General features: G+C 67.2%; 19 protein-coding genes. 8 read left to right on the top strand and 11 right to left on the bottom strand.

Going from position 1 to position 18,132, the window contains the following annotated elements; all coding sequences use genetic code 11:
- Positions 1–20: 20 nt before the first annotated feature.
- Positions 21–1,262: a deoxyguanosinetriphosphate triphosphohydrolase gene (locus VGV58_RS00980; RefSeq protein WP_326872093.1), complete on the bottom strand. Its 1,242-nt coding sequence runs from the start codon at positions 1,260–1,262 to the stop codon at positions 21–23.
- A gap of 86 nt (positions 1,263–1,348) precedes the next feature.
- Here VGV58_RS00980 and erpA point away from each other — a divergent pair, with 86 nt between their 5' ends.
- Entirely contained in the window at positions 1,349–1,699 is a 351-nt protein-coding gene (gene erpA / locus VGV58_RS00985) for an iron-sulfur cluster insertion protein ErpA (protein ID WP_326872094.1), read from the top strand.
- 3 nt (positions 1,700–1,702) lie between these two features.
- On the opposite strand, the gene VGV58_RS00990 is transcribed toward erpA, so the two are convergent.
- From VGV58_RS00990 to VGV58_RS01000, 3 genes are all read right to left on the bottom strand, one after another.
- On the bottom strand, positions 1,703–2,749 hold the full coding sequence (locus tag VGV58_RS00990; protein WP_326872095.1) for an HD-GYP domain-containing protein: 1,047 nt from the start codon (positions 2,747–2,749) through the stop codon (positions 1,703–1,705).
- 95 nt (positions 2,750–2,844) lie between these two features.
- On the bottom strand, positions 2,845–3,522 hold the full coding sequence (locus VGV58_RS00995; RefSeq protein ID WP_326872096.1) for an HPP family protein: 678 nt from the start codon (positions 3,520–3,522) through the stop codon (positions 2,845–2,847).
- Between the two features lie 215 nt (positions 3,523–3,737).
- The gene (locus tag VGV58_RS01000) at positions 3,738–4,349 is read right to left on the bottom strand and encodes a cold-shock protein (protein WP_326872097.1); all 612 of its coding nucleotides are present in this window, start codon (positions 4,347–4,349) and stop codon (positions 3,738–3,740) included.
- A 190-nt stretch (positions 4,350–4,539) separates the two neighbouring features.
- Between VGV58_RS01000 and VGV58_RS01005 the strand changes: the two genes are divergently transcribed.
- Positions 4,540–5,658, top strand: a complete 1,119-nt coding sequence (locus tag VGV58_RS01005) for a mandelate racemase/muconate lactonizing enzyme family protein (RefSeq protein ID WP_326872098.1) — start codon at positions 4,540–4,542, stop codon at positions 5,656–5,658.
- A gap of 11 nt (positions 5,659–5,669) precedes the next feature.
- Positions 5,670–6,302: a LysE family translocator gene (locus VGV58_RS01010; protein ID WP_326872099.1), complete on the top strand. Its 633-nt coding sequence runs from the start codon at positions 5,670–5,672 to the stop codon at positions 6,300–6,302.
- Here VGV58_RS01010 and VGV58_RS01015 read toward each other — a convergent pair whose 3' ends face one another.
- Positions 6,303–7,058 carry an SIR2 family NAD-dependent protein deacylase gene (locus VGV58_RS01015; RefSeq protein ID WP_326872100.1) on the bottom strand — a complete coding sequence of 252 codons (756 nt, stop codon included), beginning with the start codon at positions 7,056–7,058 and terminating at the stop codon, positions 6,303–6,305.
- Between the two features lie 110 nt (positions 7,059–7,168).
- Here VGV58_RS01015 and VGV58_RS01020 point away from each other — a divergent pair, with 110 nt between their 5' ends.
- Positions 7,169–8,356, top strand: a complete 1,188-nt coding sequence (locus VGV58_RS01020; protein ID WP_326872101.1) for an aminotransferase — start codon at positions 7,169–7,171, stop codon at positions 8,354–8,356.
- A gap of 14 nt (positions 8,357–8,370) precedes the next feature.
- Complete coding sequence (locus tag VGV58_RS01025; RefSeq protein ID WP_326872102.1) at positions 8,371–8,799, top strand: lysozyme inhibitor LprI family protein; 429 nt, start codon at positions 8,371–8,373, stop codon at positions 8,797–8,799.
- A gap of 22 nt (positions 8,800–8,821) precedes the next feature.
- Here VGV58_RS01025 and VGV58_RS01030 read toward each other — a convergent pair whose 3' ends face one another.
- Both VGV58_RS01030 and VGV58_RS01035 read right to left on the bottom strand, forming a co-directional pair.
- Positions 8,822–10,024 (bottom strand): ABC transporter substrate-binding protein, encoded by a 1,203-nt coding sequence (locus tag VGV58_RS01030; protein WP_326872103.1) that lies wholly within the window; start codon positions 10,022–10,024, stop codon positions 8,822–8,824.
- A 46-nt stretch (positions 10,025–10,070) separates the two neighbouring features.
- The gene (locus VGV58_RS01035; RefSeq protein WP_326872104.1) at positions 10,071–11,009 is read right to left on the bottom strand and encodes an alpha/beta fold hydrolase; all 939 of its coding nucleotides are present in this window, start codon (positions 11,007–11,009) and stop codon (positions 10,071–10,073) included.
- An 87-nt stretch (positions 11,010–11,096) separates the two neighbouring features.
- Here VGV58_RS01035 and VGV58_RS01040 point away from each other — a divergent pair, with 87 nt between their 5' ends.
- Positions 11,097–11,606, top strand: coding sequence for a MarR family winged helix-turn-helix transcriptional regulator (locus VGV58_RS01040; RefSeq protein ID WP_326872105.1), 510 nt, complete (start codon positions 11,097–11,099; stop codon positions 11,604–11,606).
- A 12-nt stretch (positions 11,607–11,618) separates the two neighbouring features.
- On the opposite strand, the gene VGV58_RS01045 is transcribed toward VGV58_RS01040, so the two are convergent.
- On the bottom strand, positions 11,619–12,011 hold the full coding sequence (locus tag VGV58_RS01045) for a hypothetical protein (RefSeq protein ID WP_326872106.1): 393 nt from the start codon (positions 12,009–12,011) through the stop codon (positions 11,619–11,621).
- Positions 12,012–12,173: 162 nt separating this feature from the next.
- On the opposite strand from VGV58_RS01045, the gene VGV58_RS01050 reads away from it, so the two are divergent.
- A complete protein-coding gene (locus VGV58_RS01050) occupies positions 12,174–13,151 on the top strand; it encodes a VOC family protein (RefSeq protein ID WP_326872107.1) in 978 nt (325 codons plus the stop codon).
- 126 nt (positions 13,152–13,277) lie between these two features.
- On the opposite strand, the gene VGV58_RS01055 is transcribed toward VGV58_RS01050, so the two are convergent.
- From VGV58_RS01055 to VGV58_RS01065, 3 genes are all read right to left on the bottom strand, one after another.
- Entirely contained in the window at positions 13,278–14,807 is a 1,530-nt protein-coding gene (locus VGV58_RS01055) for a UxaA family hydrolase (RefSeq protein WP_326872108.1), read from the bottom strand.
- A gap of 123 nt (positions 14,808–14,930) precedes the next feature.
- The gene (locus VGV58_RS01060) at positions 14,931–16,286 is read right to left on the bottom strand and encodes a cytochrome c peroxidase (protein WP_326872109.1); all 1,356 of its coding nucleotides are present in this window, start codon (positions 16,284–16,286) and stop codon (positions 14,931–14,933) included.
- Positions 16,287–16,297: 11 nt separating this feature from the next.
- Positions 16,298–17,167: a hypothetical protein gene (locus VGV58_RS01065; protein WP_326872110.1), complete on the bottom strand. Its 870-nt coding sequence runs from the start codon at positions 17,165–17,167 to the stop codon at positions 16,298–16,300.
- A 225-nt stretch (positions 17,168–17,392) separates the two neighbouring features.
- Here VGV58_RS01065 and VGV58_RS01070 point away from each other — a divergent pair, with 225 nt between their 5' ends.
- Positions 17,393–18,052, top strand: coding sequence for a Fe2+-dependent dioxygenase (locus VGV58_RS01070; RefSeq protein WP_326872111.1), 660 nt, complete (start codon positions 17,393–17,395; stop codon positions 18,050–18,052).
- Positions 18,053–18,132: the final 80 nt, after the last annotated feature.

The raw sequence follows: 18,132 nt of genomic DNA on the forward strand, positions 1-18,132 counted from the left end.
TCAGAAGGAAGCGCCCGGCCCTATCGCAGCGAGGGAGTGGCGTCAAACAAGCGCCGGTGCTCGCCCAGCGCATAGGAATCGGTCATCCCCGCGATATAGTCGGAAACCCGGCGTGCCAACCGCGCCTCGTCGAGCTCGTCGCACCCGGCCGCCCATTCCGCCGGCATGGCCTGCGGCTGCGCCTGGAAACGCACGAACAGGTCGCGGACGATGTCGGCCGCCTCCTTGCGGATCACGCCGATGCGCGGATGCCGGTACATGTTGGGGTAGAGGAAGCCCTTGATCGCCTTGTCGGCCGCAACCAGCGCCGGCGAGAAGGCGACGACCGGCGCGCCGGCCTGCCTGATCGCGTCGGCATCGCCCGGGGCCAGCGCCGCAATCCGTGCCTCGGATTCGACGATCACATCCTCGACGAAGCGGGTGATCACCCGGCGGACCATTTCGTTGATCGCGCGCGGGCGCTCCAGCCCGGGATGCAGGGCGTCGATCTCGTCGAGAAGCCCGGCGAGGAAGGGCACGGCGCGCAATTCGGAGAGATCGAACAGCCCGGCCCGCAGGCCATCGTCGATGTCATGGGCGTTGTAGGCGATGTCGTCGGCGAGTGCGGCGACCTGTGCCTCGGCCGAGGCGTGGCTACCCAGCCAGAGATCCTGCTTCTCCTGGTATTCGAGGATCGCGACCGGGATTCCGGTCTTGGCATAGCGCTCGGTCGGCCTGCCGTCGGCATCGAGCAGCGGGCCGTTGTGCTTGACCAGACCCTCCAGCGTCTCCCAGGTCAGGTTGAGCCCGTCGAATCCGGCATAGCGCCGCTCCAGCCGGGTGACGATCCGCAGCGTCTGGGCATTGTGGTCGAAGCCGCCGAAGCCGGCCATGCATTCGTCGAGCGCGTCCTCGCCGGTATGGCCAAACGGCGTGTGGCCAAGATCATGCGCCAGCGCCAGCGCCTCGGCCAGGTCCTCGTCGAGTCCGAGCGCACGGGCCAGAGCGCGGGCGATCTGCGCCACTTCGATCGTATGGGTCAGGCGGGTGCGGAAATGGTCGCCCTCATGCGAGACGAAGACCTGGGTCTTGTGCTTCAGCCGTCGGAAGGCGGTAGAGTGGATGATGCGGTCACGATCACGCTGGAACGGGTTGCGGGTCGCCGAGCCCGGCTCCTCGACCAGCCGGCCGCGGCTCGTCGCAGTCCGGCAGGCGTAAGGAGCGCGCCAGCGATCGCCGGGCTCGCGGCCCGTGGCAGAGGTGGTATCGTGTGTGTGCGGCATGGCTGCCCCATTCGGAGGCGCGGCTTGAAGGCCCGCCCTGCGGCCATTACCTTTGCAGACGAAGCAGGAGCAAGGATGTTCTGCACATGACCATGGCGATCGAGGCCAATCCGCACACGGTCTCGCTGACCGACAAGGCCGCGAGCCGTATCCTCGCGGTGATGGCGAACGAGGCTCCCGGCGCGATGCTGCGTGTCAGCGTCGCCGGTGGCGGCTGCTCGGGATTTCAGTACGTCTTCGACATCGACCGGCAAAAAGCGCCGGACGATATCGTGATCGAGCGCGACGGCGCGACCGTGTTGATCGACGAGACCTCGCTCGAATTGCTCGACGGCTCGACGATCGATTTCGTCGACGATCTCGTCGGCCAGTCGTTCAGGATCACCAATCCGAACGCGACCAGCTCCTGCGGCTGCGGCACGTCCTTCGCGCTCTGAGCCTCAGCCGGGCAGCACCACGGCCCGGAATGCCCGCAGCAGGTCGGCATCGAGCTTGGCGCCCATGCCGACCAGGATCGCATAGGCTTCTTCGGGCTCCATTGGCGCCTTATAGGAGCGCCGCTCGATCAGGGCGGCATAGATGTCGCAAATCGTGATCATCCGGACGACGTCGGAAATCTCCTCGGCTTTCAGCCCCTGCGGATAGCCCGTACCGTCGAGATATTCGTGGTGACTGCGCGTCGCCTCTACCACTTCGCGGGCGAAGGCGCCCTGCCGCAACAGCATCTCGTAGCCGATCTGTGGATGCTCGCGGATGATCGCCAGCTCCTCCGCCGTCAGCTTGTCGCGCTTGTGCAGGATCGACAGGGGCACGCGCGCCTTGCCGATATCGTGCAGAACGGCGGCGCTGGTCACCAGCTGGCGCGCCTCCTTCGGAAAGTCGAGGGCCCGCACGAAAGCCGCGGCAAGCCCTGCCACCAGCAGGCAATGCTGATAGGTGGCGTCGTCATGATTCCAGACCATGTCGAGCCAGGCGCCGAGATCGCGATCGTCCGCGGCGCGGTTGATCGCCTCGACGCTGCCTTCGATCGCCGCCACCGGCAGGGCCCGGCCATCGGTAGCCGCCGAGAGCATGTCGGCGAGCGCGGCAGACGCAGCGATGAAATGCTGCTGTATCGGTGTTTGACCGGCCGGATTCAGGATGCGGCCGATCTCGTCGAGCAAAGCCTTGGCCGGCAGGCCTGCCGGCAGGATCGTGCTGGCGCCGATCGCATTGGCCTGGATCGTCAGGCGCGGCGACTGATCGCGCAGCAGGCAGAGATAGGGCGTTCCCTTGTGCCTTCGCTCCGCCAGCCTGTCACGAACGGCCTCGACCGAAGCACGGTTCGACAGATCAACATCGCTGACGAGCAAGCGCTTCGGCGCCGCCCCGCTCTTGGTCGGTCGTTTCACGTCGACGACGTCGCAAGGCCCCCAAAGCGACAGCAGCCGCTCGAGCTTCTCGCTCTGCTCCGGGCGGTCGGTGATCAGCAGCACGGCAATAGGCATGTCCCCATAACGAAGACACCCTAGCCGCAGGTTCCTTGAGTTCCGGTGAAGCCGATTCGCTCAAATTCGCCGTTTTGATTCAGAAACAGCCGGAATCACGAACTCCGGGCCTGCCGGCGCATCGCGCTCGCCTCGGCGTATTGCAGCAGCCGGTCGAGGTCCTCGCGCGCGATGTCGAAGGATTCGCCCATTTGCGCCAGCGCCTCGTCGATATCGGGCGCACTGAACATCGCCGGCGCCGCAGCCTGCGATGCGACAACCCCAGCCACCTGCGGCCGATGCGGATAACTGCGCCAGGTCAGGCCATGGAAGGCGACGCCGAGTGCGACCAGGGACAGCGAACACAGGCCGATCGGCACGAAGGGGAACAGCAGCCCCCATTTCATCACGGCGGGGCCACCAAGCACGGCCGTCAGCGCGACCGCCCCGCCCGGCGGGTGCAGAGAGCGCGTCAGCGACATGATCGCAATGGCCAGGGCGACCGCGAGCGCTGCCGCGATGGTCAGGTCCGGCACGGCCCAGCCGACCGCGAGGCCGACCAGCGCCGAGATCACATTGCCGCCGACGACCGGCCAGGGCTGCGCCAGCGGGCTCGCCGGCACGACGAAGACCAGCACGGCCGAAGCGCCGATCGGCGCCACCACCAGCGGCGAGTTGGTCGGGAAGACATATCCAGCTGCCGCCGTGAGCGCGATCGCGGCGAAGACACCGGCACAGGCGACGGCGCGCTCGGCCAGCGTGGCGCCGGCGAGGATCGGATGGAACAGCTTCACGGCAGGCTCTCCGAAGCTCGTCCCGCCAGCCATCGGCCAAGCGAAGCGTGCTCCAAAATCAATCACGATCTGCCTCTATCATGCGCATTACGCACAATTCAACGGCAAAATAACATATTCACAACGAAAAATGTGAATTGCCTAAGTCGATCTCCGCAGCCCCTGCAACACAACAAAAAAGGCGCCCGGAGGCGCCTTTTCGGAGAGAGTTTTTCTCAGTGCGAACTGGGCGGCCCGCCCTGCTCGAACCGGATCTCGGCCGCCATCAGCCCCTTCGGTCCAGGCCCATAGCGCACCAGCACGGTCTGCCCCGGAATCAGCTCGACGATGCCGTAGCGGCGCAGCGTCTCCATATGGACGAAGATGTCAGGTGCGCCCTCGCCGGCCGAGACGAAGCCGAAGCCGCGCAGGCGGTTGAACCACTTCACCACCATGCGCTCCAGCCCGCTCGTCGGCGTTACCGTCGCGTTGGTGCGCGGCATCGGCATCTCGGCCGGATGGCGCGCCGCGGAGGTGTCGATCGAGAGCACCCGCGTGGCCTGGCGACCACGCGCCTTGGCAACCGCCTCGAGCACGATGCGCGCGCCCTCGGCGATGGCATGGAAGCCGTCGCGCTTCAGGGTGGTGACATGGACCAGGACATCGCTGCCGCCATCCTGTGGCACCACGAAGCCATAGCCTTTGCTCACATCGAACCATTTGACGTAGCCGGTGATCTCGACCACCTGCCCGTCGATCGTCTCAGGCCCGTCCAGACGCACGATCCGGTTGAGCGATTGTAGCGGGCCGACCGGTGGCCTGCCTCCGTCGCCGTATTGGTCGGACATGTCCCGCTCATCTCCGCCGCGAAACGTGATTCGTGACGTGACGATAGCACCCCGACGAAGCCGGGAAACAGCCGCTTCCCGCTCATCCACATCATCAGCATGCGCAAAGCGCGTGTAAGGCCGCCGAAAGCGGCGCCTTGTCGCTTCCGCGCATCAGGTCGATGATCGGCCCGAGAGCCGGAGAACCGTCATGCGCATCGCCAGTATCGAGCCCTTCATCCTCCACATTCCGGTCACCGGAGGCTCGATCGCCGACTCGACCCACCGGATCAGCCATTGGGGCGTGGTCGGCACGAAGATCGTCAGCGAGGACGGGCTCACCGGCTACGGCTTCACCGGCACCCATGCCGATCTCGCCTCCGACCGGCTGATCACGTCGTGCATCCGCGACTGCTACGCGCCGCTGTTGGTGGGCGAGGATGCCTCCGAGCATTCCCGGCTCTGGCTGAAGCTCGCCCGCCACCCGGCCCTGCAATGGGTCGGCCGCGCCGGCATCACCCAGCTGGCGCTGGCCGCCGTCGACGTCGCGCTCTGGGACCTCAAGGCGAAGAAGGCCGGCCTGCCGCTCTGGCATCTGCTCGGCGGCGCCAGCAAGGCGAAGCTCGAAGCCTACAATACCGATATCGGCTGGCTCTCGATCCCCAAGGACGAGCTCGTCGAGGGCGCGCGCATGGCGGTCGAGCGCGACGGCTTCCATCGCATCAAGATCAAGGTCGGCCATGCCGATCCGATGACCGATATCGGGCGGCTGGAGGCGGTCCGCCGCGCCGTCGGCGACCATGTCACCATCGCGGTCGACGGCAACGGCAAATGGGACCTGCCGACCTGCAAGCGCTTCTGCGCCCGTGCCGAGGCGCTCGACCTGTTCTGGTTCGAGGAGCCGCTCTGGTACGACGATATCGGCTCGCATGCCGCGCTCGCCCGCTCGACCTCGATCCCGGTGGCGCTCGGCGAGCAGCTCTATACGGTCGATGCCTTCCGCGCCTTCGTCCAGGCCGGCGCGATCCACTATGTCCAGCCCGACGTCACCCGCCTTGGCGGCATCACCGAATACATCCAGGTGGCCGAGCTGGCGCTGGCCCATCGCCTGCCCGTCGCGCCCCATGCCGGCGAGATGAGCCAGGTCCATGTCCATCTCGCCTACTGGCATCCGGCGACGCCGGTGCTCGAATACATCCCCTGGATCAAGGACGCCTTCGCCGAGCCGGCTACCGTCACCGATGGCTGCTTCCTGCGCCCGCAACAGCCCGGCGCCGGCACGACGCCGACCAGGGAGGCCTTCCAACGCTTCGCCAAGCCGCTGGCCTGAAGGACCCCGCCATGCTCGACGTCACCACGCTCGCCCTGTTCACCGCCGCCTGCGCCGTGCTGACCGCGACGCCGGGGCCAGACATGCTGCTGATCGCCTCGCGCAGCATGAGCCAGGGCCGCGTCGCCGGCTTCATGACCTATGCCGGCATCGCCACCGGCAGCTATCTCCAGGCGCTCGCCGCCGCCTACGGCCTGTCGCAGCTATTCCTGCTCGTACCGGCAGCCTATGACGCTCTGCGCTGGGCCGGCGCTGGCTATCTCGCCTGGCTCGCCTGGAAGACCCTGCGCTCTCCCGCGACGCTCTTCGCGCCGACGGCCGATGCGGCGCGGTTCCCGCTGCGCCAGATCTTCCTGCAGGGACTGCTGACCAATCTGCTCAATCCGAAGATGGCGCTGTTCATGCTGGCGCTGCTGCCGCAGTTCCTGAAGCCCGAGGCTGGCTCGCTGCTGCTTCAGGTCGTGGTGCTGGCCTCGATCCTCAATGTCATGGGGCTGATCGCCAACGGCATCGTCATCCTGACGGCGAGCCGCCTCGGCCGCGCCATCGCCAGCCGCCCGCATCTGGCCCTCTGGCCACAGCGCATCCTCGGCGTCGTCTTCGGCGGGCTGGCTGTGCGACTCGCCCTCGCCTCGCGCGACTGATCAATTCGCCAACCGCGCCAATGCCGGGCCGATCTCGCTGCGCACGACGAGATCGGCGATCGCATCGAGATCGGTCGGCTCGCGGTTGAGGATGACGAGCTTGGCGCCATTGCGCTTGGCGATCACCGGAAAGGTCGCGGCCGGAAAGACGACGAGCGAGGAGCCGGCGACCAGGTAGAGATCGGCCGACATGGTCAGCTCATGCGCCCGCAGCATCGGCTGCTGCGGCATCTGCTGGCCGAAGGAGATCGTCGCCGTTTTCACCACGCCAGCGCACATCATGCAGGAAGCCGGCTCGCCGCTGACCTCGAACTGCGCCCGGATCGCCGCCAGCTCGTGCCGCCAGCCGCAAGTCAGGCAGGTGGCGTAGGTGCCATTGCCATGGAGCTCGATCACCATGTCCTCGGCGATGCCCGAGGCCTGGTGCAGGCCGTCGATGTTCTGGGTGATCACGCCGGGCGAGCGCCCTTCCGCCACCAAAGTCGCCAGCGCCCGGTGGCCGCGATTGGGCCGTGCATCGCGATAATGGTCGTCCATCGCGAACTTGCGCCGCCAGGCCTCGACCCGCGCCTCGCGGCTGGCGAGGAAGACATCGAACGGGATCGGCTTGTTGCTCATCCAGGGCGAGCCGGGCGTGCGGAAATCCGGCACGCCCGATTCGGTCGAGATCCCGGCCCCGGTGAACGGCACGATCACCCGGGCGCGGTCGAGCATGGCGTGCAATTCCTCGATCGCGTCCTGGGTCTCGTCGTCCATCCGGTCAGCCTCGCCTTGTTCCGGTTCAAATATGGGGCGTACCGGCGCCGCGCTCCAGCCCTGCCGGCGAGGCCGTTGACGCGGCAACGAACGCACCGCAAAGCTCAGCCATGACTGCGCCCTCTTCCGCCCCGCTCAATCCCGATCTCATCGACACCGCGACCCCGCCGATCCCCGAAGCCAAGGCCTGGGCCCGCGGCTATGCCGGCGGCGCCGGCCCGTTGATCGACCTGTCGCAGGCGGTACCGGGCTCGCCGCCACCGGCTGCCCTGCTGGAACGCCTCGCCGAGGCAGCCGCTGCGCCCGAAAGCACGCGCTACGGGCCGATCACCGGCGACGACATCCTGCGCGAGGCCTACTCTGCCGAGAGCAGTACCTTCTATGGCGGCACGATCCGGCCGCAGGAGATCGCCATCACCGCCGGCTGCAACCAGGCCTATGTCACCGTGATGATGGCGCTGGCGCGGGCTGGCGACAATGTGCTGCTGCCGACGCCCTGGTACTTCAACCACGAGATGACGCTGAACATGCTCGGCGTCGAGCCGCGTCCGCTGCCTTGCGACCCGCAGCGCGGTTTCGTGCCGGATGCCGAAGCCGCCGAGGCGCTGATCGATGCGCACACCCGCGCCATCGTGCTGGTGACGCCGAACAACCCGACCGGCGCGGTCTATCCGCCCGCGACCATCGCCGCCTTCGCCGAACTCTGCCGCAAGCGCAAGATCTGGCTGGTGCTCGACGAGACCTATCGCGACTTCCTGCCCGAAGGGCTGGACCGCCCGCATGAGCTCTTCGCCACAAGCGATTGGCAGGATTCGCTGATCGGCCTCTACAGCTTCTCCAAGGCCTATGCCGTGCCTGGCTGGCGCCTCGGCGCGATCACCGCTGGCGAGGCGGCGCTCGCGCAGATCGGCAAGGTGCTCGACTGCGTCCAGATCAGCCCGGTCCGCGCCGGCCAGAGTGCCGTCGCCTGGGGCATCGACGGCATCCGCGCCTGGCGCGAGGGCAACCGCGCAGAGATGAACTCCCGCGCCGCGCTCTTCCGCCAGGCGATCGCGCCGCTCAACGGCTGGAACGTCCTCGCCGCCGGCGCCTACTTCGCTTATGTCGCCCACCCCTTCGAGGGCGTGCCGGCGGCGGAGGTCGTCCGCCGGCTGGTGCAGGAGCGCGGCGTGCTGGCCCTGCCCGGCCCCTATTTCGGCCCCGGCCAAGAGCAGCATTTGCGCATCGCCATCGCCAATGTCGCGGCCGAGCGCATCACGGCGCTCAGCGAGCGGCTGAAGGGTTTTGCTCTGACATGATCGAGAGGCGCGATATGGCGAAACCTTGTTTCACCGCGGCCTTCCGGACCGTGGTGCTCGCGAGCACCCTCGCCGCGATGCCAGCGCTAACTCGCGCCGAGGAGCCCAAGCAGGAGGAATCCTATTCGGCCGCGTACAAGACCTGCATGGACAAGTCCGGTGGCGTGACGGCGGACATGCTGGACTGCGGGAACGCCGAATATGCCAAGCTCGACGCCGCCCTGAACGCCGCCTATCGGGAAGCGTCCAAGGAACTCTCACCGGAGCAGCGCAACCTCCTGCGCGACACTCAGCGCAGCTGGCTCGCCTATCGCGATTCGAGCTGCTCTTTCATGAGCCGGCTCGGCGATCGTGGCACCATGGCCTCGCTCACCGACCAGAGCTGCCTGATGAGCGTCACCGCAGAACGCACGCGCTGGCTGAAGAGCCTGATGCCGCTCTGACCGGCTCAGGCGGGCCGGCGCGTTACCCCTTCGCCGCCGGACATTTGCTCTCGCTCAGCGGCCAGACCGTCTCCTCCGGCGCGATCTTGCGCACGATCTCGAAATAGTCCCACGGCCCCTTCGAATCCGCCGGCTTCTTGACGCGGGCGAGATACATCTCGCGCAGCACCCTGCCATCGGCCCGAATCTTCGCATCCTTGGTGAAGGCGTCGTTGATCGGCATCGCGCGCATCGCGGCCGCGACCTTGTCGGGATCGTCGGTGCCGGCCTCTTTGATCGCCTTGAGATAGTGCAGCACCGAGCCATAGACGCCGGCATGCAGCATGGACGGCATCATCCCGGCCTTCTCCAGGAACTGCTTCGACCAGGCACGCGAGGGCTCGTCGAGATCCCAATAGGAGGCGGTGGTGAGATAGGTGCCCTGCGTCGCCTTGAGGCCGAGGCTGTGCACGTCCTGCAGGAAGAAGATCAGCGCCGCGAGATTCTGGCCCTGCTCCGCCAGCCCGAATTCGCCGGCCTGCTTGATCGCATTGACGGTGTCGTTGCCGGCATTGGCGATGCCGATCACCTTGGCGCCGGACGACTGCGCCCGCAGCAGGAAGGAGGAGAAGTCGGCATTGTTCAGGGGATGGCGCACCGCGCCGACGACCTTGCCGCCATTGGCCTCGACCACATCGGTTGCGTCCTTCTGGAGCTGGTGGCCGAAGGCATAGTCGGAGGCCAGCATGAACCAGGAGGTGCCGCCGGCCTTGACCACGGCCGAGGCGGTGCCGCGGGCGACGCCATAGGTGTCGTAGGTCCAGTGGAAGCCATAGGGCGAGCACTGCTCGTTGGTCAGCGCCGTGGTGCCGGCGCCGGAATACATCACGATCCGCTTCTTCTCGCGGGCGAGCGACTGCAGCGCCAGTGCCACGGCCGAGTTCGGCACGTCGACGACAGCGTCGACCTTGTCGATGTCGAACCATTGCCGGGCAATCGAGGTGCCGAGATCGGCCTTGTGCTGATGGTCGGCCGCGACGATCTGGATCGGCTTGCCGAGCACGGTCGCTCCGAACTCCTTCACCGCCAGCTCGGCCGCGATCACCGAGCCCTTGCCGCCGATATCGGCGGTGACACCGGCCATATCGGTGAGCACGCCGATCTTGACGACATCGTCGCTGACCTGGGCCAGCGCCGGCAGGCTGGCGAGCGCCATCAGGGCGCCGCCTGCAAGAAGCGATCGCATCACTATCCTCCCGAGCTATCGTCCGGCAGTACCGCCGGTTCGAGCTTCAAAGACCCTTTGCCTCCAGCCAGGCGACGATCAGGGCCGCGATCTCGTCGCTGTTGTCCTCGCACATCGGCATATGGCCGTTGCCGGCGATGCCGCGCTCCGGCAGGAAGGTGAACTCGGCGCCAAGAAAACGCGCCGTCGCCTCGTCGACCGCGCGCGGATGGCGCGGATCGCTGTCGCCGGTGACGATCAGGATCGGCAGCCTGGAAAGGTTCGCCGGGTCGGCGATGCGCAGCCCCTTGCCGCCGATGTTGAAGCGCTCGTTCATCAGGCGCGCGCTCTCGGGCACGATCGAGCGGCGATAGGCCTCGAAGGCCTCTTTCGGAAAGCGCTCGGAATTGGCCCAGTAGGCCCGCATGAACTCCGGCGGAATGAAGAGCGGCTTGTCTTCCTCGACCCGCACCGGGCAGCCGAGGCTCTCATCGTCCTTGAGCTTGGCCACCGCTTCGGCATCGTCGGGCAGCGCCGGCAGGAGATTGGCCGGCCCGCCCGGCGCGATGCCGATGATGGCGGCGACAGCCTTTGGGCTCCGCTCGGCGATCCACCAGGCCATCGGCCCGCTGGCTGAGTGCACCAGCAGCACCGCCGGGCCGATCTCTTCCAGCAGACGCTGCAGGCTGGTCGCGATCTCGACGCTCGACAGGGTGGCAAAGTCCGGCCGCATCGGCGAGCGGCCATGGCCCGGCCAGTCCGGCACGAAGACCGCGCGGCCGGAAGCGGCGAAGGCGGGCGCCCAGCCGGGCCGGCCATCGGGCGTCGTCAGATAGCAGGCGCCGGTATGGCCGCCGCCATGGACAAGCACGATCGGCAGGCACCCGGCCGCGGTCGTCCCGAGCCGGTCGACATAGATCTGATGAGCGTCCGTGCCCGAATAGAAGCATTGCCGCTCCGGCACGCACGAAATCACCTGCCGCCTTGTGGCACCGGCCTGATCCATCGCCTCCTCCCGGCACGGCAAAACCGTGTCATTCCTTGGCGAGGATGCTAGGACCAGCTCATGGCGCGCGCAACAAAAAAGTCTAATGTGAGACTAATTCCGCAAGGCGAGAGCGGCGAGCTCGACGCCGGGCAGCGGCGCGCCATCCTCGACGGCACCGCGATCCCGACGGCCTACAAGATCGGCTACATCCTGAACTTCTATCGCGAGCCGTCCTTTCGGGCGATCGAGATGGAGTTCGGGCTGACCCGGCCGGAGATCGTGATCCTGATCTTCCTGACCGTGCGCGACGGCGCCAGCGCCAGCGAGTTCTGCGAGTTCTCCGGCCATCTCAAGGCGAGCGTAAGCCGCGCCGTGATCCTGCTCGAGAAGAAGAAGCTGATCCGGCGCGAGCCCGACAAGGCCGACAGCCGCCGCCAGCTCCTCTTCCTGACGGCGGACGGCCGCGCCCTTTACGAGCGCTATATCCCGGCCCTCAAGGCCAGGGAGGCAGCAATGCTCGATTGCCTCTCCGGCGATGAGCGAGACCAGCTCGGGCGGCTGCTCGACAAGCTCGCCGCCCATGTCCCGCTATGGGGTTTTGCCTCCGAGCTCTGAGGCTCGGAGAGTTCAGCGCAGCAGAGCTGCGTAGCGCTCGCGATAGGCATAGACCAGCAGCGCGCCCGTCACGATCAGGATGATCGCGACCGGAATGCCGGCCGGGTTGATGGCGAAGTGGAACAGCACGATCACCGCCATCACCGGTGCGATCAGCGCGAGCCCGAAGGCCGGCACGACGTTGAACAGCAGGCTCAGGCCGCCGGCAAGGTTCACCGCCTTGAGGAAGGGCCAGAAGAAGCCGGAGTTCTGCAGGGCCGTCTCGAAGACGAGTCCGCGTTCGGAAGTCGGCGGGTGGATCAGGTGAGTGCCGGTGGCGAGCCACCAGAAGCCGTCGATCGCGCTGACGATGAAGAGCAGGCCGAGGGCGATACGGGGCAAGGTGACCATCAGAAAGTTGCGCATAGTCCGTTTTCTTATCCGTTGAAGCACCGGACGAAAGCCGGCGCGGCTGCATTGCGACCGCCTGAGCGGGTTTTGCCCCTCGCGCGCTTGTGACATGCATGCCGCCGCGAAGAATGCTCTGCACGGCCGCAGCGGCAATGCGCCGCGATGGAACGCGTGACGATGACGATTGCCTTGACGAGAAGGGCCCTGTTGCGGCTCGCCGGCACTACCTCGCTCGCCATGGCGGCCGCAGCAGCGGCGCAGGCGGAGGGACCGGGGCCAGCCAGCCCTGGCTCGGGACCTAGCTTTGCCGGCAGCACGCCGATCCGCTGCGGCGCCATCGGCCTGCGGGTGCGCGATCTCGCCAGGATGAGCCGCTATTACCAGTCGGTGCTCGGCCTCGGCGTCATCTCGGCCAGCGCCGATGGAGTCATTCTCGGCGTCGGCAATCTGCCGCTGGTCTGGATGGAGCCGCGGCCGCAGGCTGCTTTCGAGCCACGCAATACCGCCGGCCTGTTCCACACCGCCTTCCTGATGCCGTCCCGGCACGATCTCGCCCGCTGGCTCGTCCATGTCGCGCGCAACCAGACGCCGCTCACCGGCTTCGCCGACCACAGCGTCAGCGAAGCCGTCTACCTCGACGATCCCGAGGGCAACGGCATCGAGGTCTATGCCGACCGCGATCCGCGGCTCTGGCGCTGGGAGGGCGAGCGCGTCGTCATGGGTACGCACCGGCTCGACGTCGACGGGATACTGAGCCTGACCGACACCAGCCGCAGCGACTATCGCGAGGCTCCGGCCGGGTTGCGCATCGGCCACATGCATCTGCGGGTCGGCGACATCGCACAGTCGGAAATCTTTTACCGCGACGCGATCGGCCTCGACTCCACGTCGCGCCGCGACACGGCGAGCTTCCTCTCATCCGGCCGCTATCATCACCATGTCGCGCTCAATACCTGGAACAGCGCCGGCGCCGGGCAGCGCGACCGCGCCCAGACCGGCCTCGACTGGTTCTCGCTGGAGGTCGCCGATCCCGCCCTGCTGGCGACGCAGCGCGAGCGGATGGCGAAAGCCGGCTACGCGCCGACGACGGTCGCACGTGGTTTCGAAAGCACCGACCCGTGGGGAACGCGGCTCAGGCTGGTGGGAGTGGCCTGAACCGTCATGCTCGCCCTTGTGGCGAGCATCCACGTCTTGAACTCAGGTCTTGACCAACGAAGACGTGGATGGTCGGGACAAGCCCGACCATGACGACAGAGGGCTCAGTCGCCGCCGAGGCCCGCCTCACATCGTCGCGCCAATCTGCCAGGGCACGAACTCGGCGTCGCCATAGCCCATTTCCTCGGACTTCGACTTCTCGCCCGAGGCGATCTTCAGCAGGTAGTCGAAGATCTCCTTGCCCTTCTCCTCCAGCGTCACGCCATCGAGGACATCGCCGCAATTGAGGTCCATGTCGTCGGTCTGCTTCAGATACATCGGCGTGTTGGTGGCGAGCTTGACCGAGGGCGTCGGCTTGCAGCCATAGGCCGAGCCGCGGCCGGTGGTGAAGGCGAGGATGTTGGCGCCGCCGGCGACCTGCCCTGTCGCGGAGACCGGGTCGTAGCCGGGCGTGTCCATGTAGACGAAACCCTTGCTCCGCACCGGCTCGGCATAGTGGTAGACCGCGGCCAGCGTCTTGGTACCGCCCTTGGCGGCGGCGCCGAGCGACTTCTCCAGGATGGTGGTCAGCCCACCGGCCTTGTTGCCGGGCGACGGGTTGTTGTTCATGTCCATGCGGGCGCGGGCGGTGTAATCCTCCCACCACTTGATGATGCCGACGAGCTTCTCGCCGACTTCGCGGGTGGCGGCGCGGCGGGTCAGCAGGTGCTCGGCACCGTAGATCTCCGGCGTCTCGGAAAGGATCGCGGTGCCGCCATGCTCGACCAGGAGGTCGACCGCCTTGCCGAGCGCCGGGTTGGCGGTGATGCCGGAATAGCCGTCCGAGCCGCCGCATTGCAGAGCGAGCATCAGTTCGGAGGCCGGCACGGTCTCGCGCTTCGCCTGGTTGGCGATCGGCAGCATCGTCTTCAGCGCCTCGATCCCGGCTGCGACGGCCTTCCTGGTGCCGCCGGTCTCCTGGATGGTCAGCGTGCGGAAGACGTCGCTCTCCTCGACGCCATAGGCTTCCTTCATCCGCTTGATCTGGAAGCCCTCGCAGCCGAGGCCGACGACGAGCACCGCCGCCATGTTCGGATTGCAGGCATAGCCCCAGGTGGTGCGCTTCAGCACCTCGAAGCTCTCGCCATTATAGTCGATACCGCAGCCGGTGCCGTGGGTCAGGGCGATGACGCCGTCGACATTGGGATAATCGGCGAGCAGGCCGGAGCGCTTGACCTCCTCGGCCATGAAGCGCGCAGCCGAGGCCGAGCAGTTCACCGAGGTCAGGATGCCGACATAGTTGCGCGTGCCGGCATTGCCGGCCTTGCGGCGAAAGCCCTCGAAGGTCGCCTGCTGCTCGACCGGCAGCACGAACTCCGTCTTCGCCTCGGCGGCATAGGCATAGTCGCGCTCGAAGGCGTGGAAGCCGGTATTGTGCTCGTGCACCCATTCGCCTGGCGGGATGTCGAGCGTGGCGAAGCCGATGATCTGGCCGAATTTGCGGATCGGCTCGTCCTTGGCGATCCGGGTCAGCGCGATCTTGTGGCCGCGCGGGATGCGCTTCAGCGCGGTGACCCCGGCAGCGCTGACACCGACATCGATCGGATCGACGGCAACCGCGACATTGTCGGCGGCATTGAGCTTCAGCGTGCGCGGCGGAACGGCTTTGTCGAGCATGATGATACCTTGGGACCGGCGGCTCCCCCGCCTTTCCCCTAAGCAATGCGCTGATTGCGGCCTTTTTTCAATCGGTTGAAACTGGGAGCTGAGTTGCGGCCCGCGCCGGGCAGGCAAGTGCCGCTAGCGCTCGACTGAAACGTCGAGCCGCATCGCCGGATGGATTCCGCAATAGAGCTCGTAGCGCCCCGGCCGAGCGAAGGGCAGCGTCACCGACTGGCCCGGCTCCTGCGCACCGGAATTGAACGGTCGCGGCCCGGTATCGAGGCGAACATTATGGGTGCGGACATCGTCGTTGACGATGGTCAGGCTCTGCCCGGCGTGCACCCGCACCGCCGAGGGCTGGAACAGCTTGTCCTTCTGCGAGATCACCGTCCCCTCGCGCGCCGCCGGCGGAGCAGCCGGCCCCGCCGCGACCAGGGGCGCCGGCACTGGCGGGTTCTCGCTCGACAAGGTCGCGAGAAAGGCGAGCAGCGCCGCGCGCTCAGACTCGGTCAGCACGACCTGCTTGAGATCGGGCGACAGGCTCGCGCGCCTGATGACGCCATGGTCGTAATGATCGAGCACCGCATCGAGCGTCGCCAGCGAGCCGTCATGCATATAGGGCGCCGTCCAGGCGAGCTCGCGCAGAGACGGCGTCTGGAAGGCATGGTCGGCCGCCGGCAGGCCGATGACCTTGCCGCGCCCAAGGTCATTGCTGGCCAAGCCGATATCGTGGAAGGCGCGGTCGGTGAAGGCCCAGCCGGAATGGCAGTTGCTGCAGCCGGCCCGGCCGTTGAAGAGCGCGAAACCGGCCTTCTCCTCGGCATTCAGCGCCGTCTCTTGCCCTTCAGCCCAGGCATCGAAGCGTGTTTTCGGCGAGACCAGGCTGCGGATATGGGTCGCGAGCGCGGCTGCGATCTGGTCCGGGCCGATCTGCGGATGCTCGGGAAACGCCTCGGCGAAGGCCCTGCGATAGGAGCGGTCGCGCCCGAGCTTGCCGGCGAGACGGGGCAGGCTCTCGCCCATTTCGAGCGGGTTCTCGATCGGCCCGCGCACCTGCTCCTCGAGCGTGCGCGCCCGTCCATCCCAGAAATAGGCGGCGCCCCAGGCGAGATTCCACAGATGCGGCGTGTGCCGGACGAGTGGCTTCTTCGCCACGCCGCGGCCGATCGGCACGCCATCTGTGAAGCCGAGCGCCGGATCATGGCAGCTCGTGCAGGAAATCGCGCCGTTCATTGACAGGACAGGATCGGAAAAGAGCCGTTTGCCGAGCGCAAGCTTCGCCGGCGTCGGCGAATTGGCCTCGGGGAACGGCACGCCATCCGGCCGGCGATAGAGCGCCCGCAGGGCTGAGAGCGCGGAATCGCTGACCGGCACCTGTTCCTGTGCCTGCGAGCCGCCTGTCAGCGCGAGCGCGGCCGCCAGCATACCGGCGAGGAACGCCTTGGGCAGCGACGGCGCCGGCTTCGTCTCAAGCGGGGTGACGACAACGGCCAAGGCCTGTCGCCTCAGCGCAGGAAGTTCCCGGCCTGCAGCTCGACGCGGGCGATGTCGGAGAGGACGTCGCTGGCGTCCTTGACCGGCTTCTTCGGCGCGACGGCAGTCGGCCAGGCCTTCTTGAGGTTCGCGAGCGCGCCGCGCATCTCCTTGAGCGCCGCGGCATCCTTGGTCTGCAGGTCGGTGGCGACGGCCTCGACCATCGCCTCGGCCTGCCAGACGAAACCGCGCGAGTCCTGGTACTCGACCGCCTTGGCGATCCGGCCCTTCTCGATCGCATTGCCATATTCGTCGGCCGCGACCTTCAGCGTCTCCAGCGCGGTCTCGACCGAGAAGCGCGCCCAGTTCTGCTCCGCTGCACGCAGGCCGACATCGGCCTCGGCGAGCCGCTCCTGCACCTGCTTGAGCGCGCCGTCATAGGCCTCCTTCTTCTTGGCCTTGACCGTCTGCACCAGCGCCTTCAGCGCCGCCTCGAAGGGGCGGACCTTGTAGGTGGCCAGATCGCCCTTGATGCCGCCATAGATCTCCTCGGCCGGGTGCAGGAAATGCGGCAGCGCCTCGCCGAAACGGCCCGCGCGCACCAGTTCGTCACCGACCAGCAGATGGCCGCGGATCAGGGCGATGGACCGGGCGAATTTCAGGTTCGGAGCGAGTGCATCGGCCTTGCCGCCTTCACCCCCCTCTCCGCCTTCGCCACCCTGCCCCTTGGCAGGCGTCGCCGGCGCGCCATGGCTGCCCGCCGCATGCTGCGCGAGCTGGATGCCATCGGCGTGGCGCAGGCCGGGAGCCGCCGCGACCTGGCCAAGATCGGCGCCCGCCAGGCCTGTGCCGGCGGCGATCACGGTGCCGAGACCGAGCCAGAGTTTGCTGGTGGTCTTCATCGCGGCCTCCTGTCATCGGATCGGTCCGACTTGGTCCGCCGAGAGCCTTTCCAAGTCATCGCAGCGGCATGAGCCCGAATTCCCGGATCGTCAAGGAAAGAGGCCAGGCGGAAAGCTTGATTATAGTTATTCTAAAGAGCCTTAAGCCGAACTCTGAAGGTGCTGGCGGTGGACAGCGCTGGCGCCACCACCGCATGATGAGCGAGCTGCCATGAAGGTCCCGCCATGATCCTGCCGATCGGCAATGTCCTCACCCCTGCCGAAGTCGACGAGGCCCGCTCCGAGCTCGCCGCGATCCGTTTCGAGGATGGACGCAGCACCGCCGGCTGGAGCGCGAAGCTGGTCAAGAACAACCGGCAGGCCGCGCCGGGCGCGCGCAGCGAGGCGCTTAGGCGAAAGCTCGCCGAGCGCATCCTCGCCAACGAGGTTTTCGCCGCCGCAGTCCGGCCGAAGGCGCTGACGCCGCTGCTGTTCAGCCGCTACGAGCCCGGCCACGCCTATGGCAGCCATGTCGACGATGCGCTGATGGGTGGCTTGCGCACCGATGTCTCCTTCACCCTCTTCCTCGCCGCGCCCGAGAGCTACGAGGGCGGCGAGTTGGTCATCGAAGGCACCTCCGGCGACGAGCGGATCAAGCTGCCCGCAGGCTCGCTGATCGCCTACCCCTCGACGAGCCTCCACCATGTCGCGCCGGTGACGGCGGGCGAGCGCCTCGCGGCGGTTGGCTGGGCCCGCAGCTTCATTCGCGATGGCGGCCAGCGCGAAATCCTGTTCGATCTCGACCGCGCCAGGCGCGCTCTGTTCACGCGTGAAGGCAAGAGCGCCGAGTTCGACCTGCTCTCGAAATCAGTCGCCAACCTGATCCGGATGTGGGCGGACGACTAGGGCAGGCCCACGACATCAAACGAAGGGAGCTGAGCAGGCTTGCAGCGAGCGCCGGACGGGCGCAGGCTGCGGAGCGGACG

It is taken from the genome of Allobosea sp. (genome assembly GCF_035944895.1).
GTDB lineage: Bacteria > Pseudomonadota > Alphaproteobacteria > Rhizobiales > Beijerinckiaceae > Allobosea.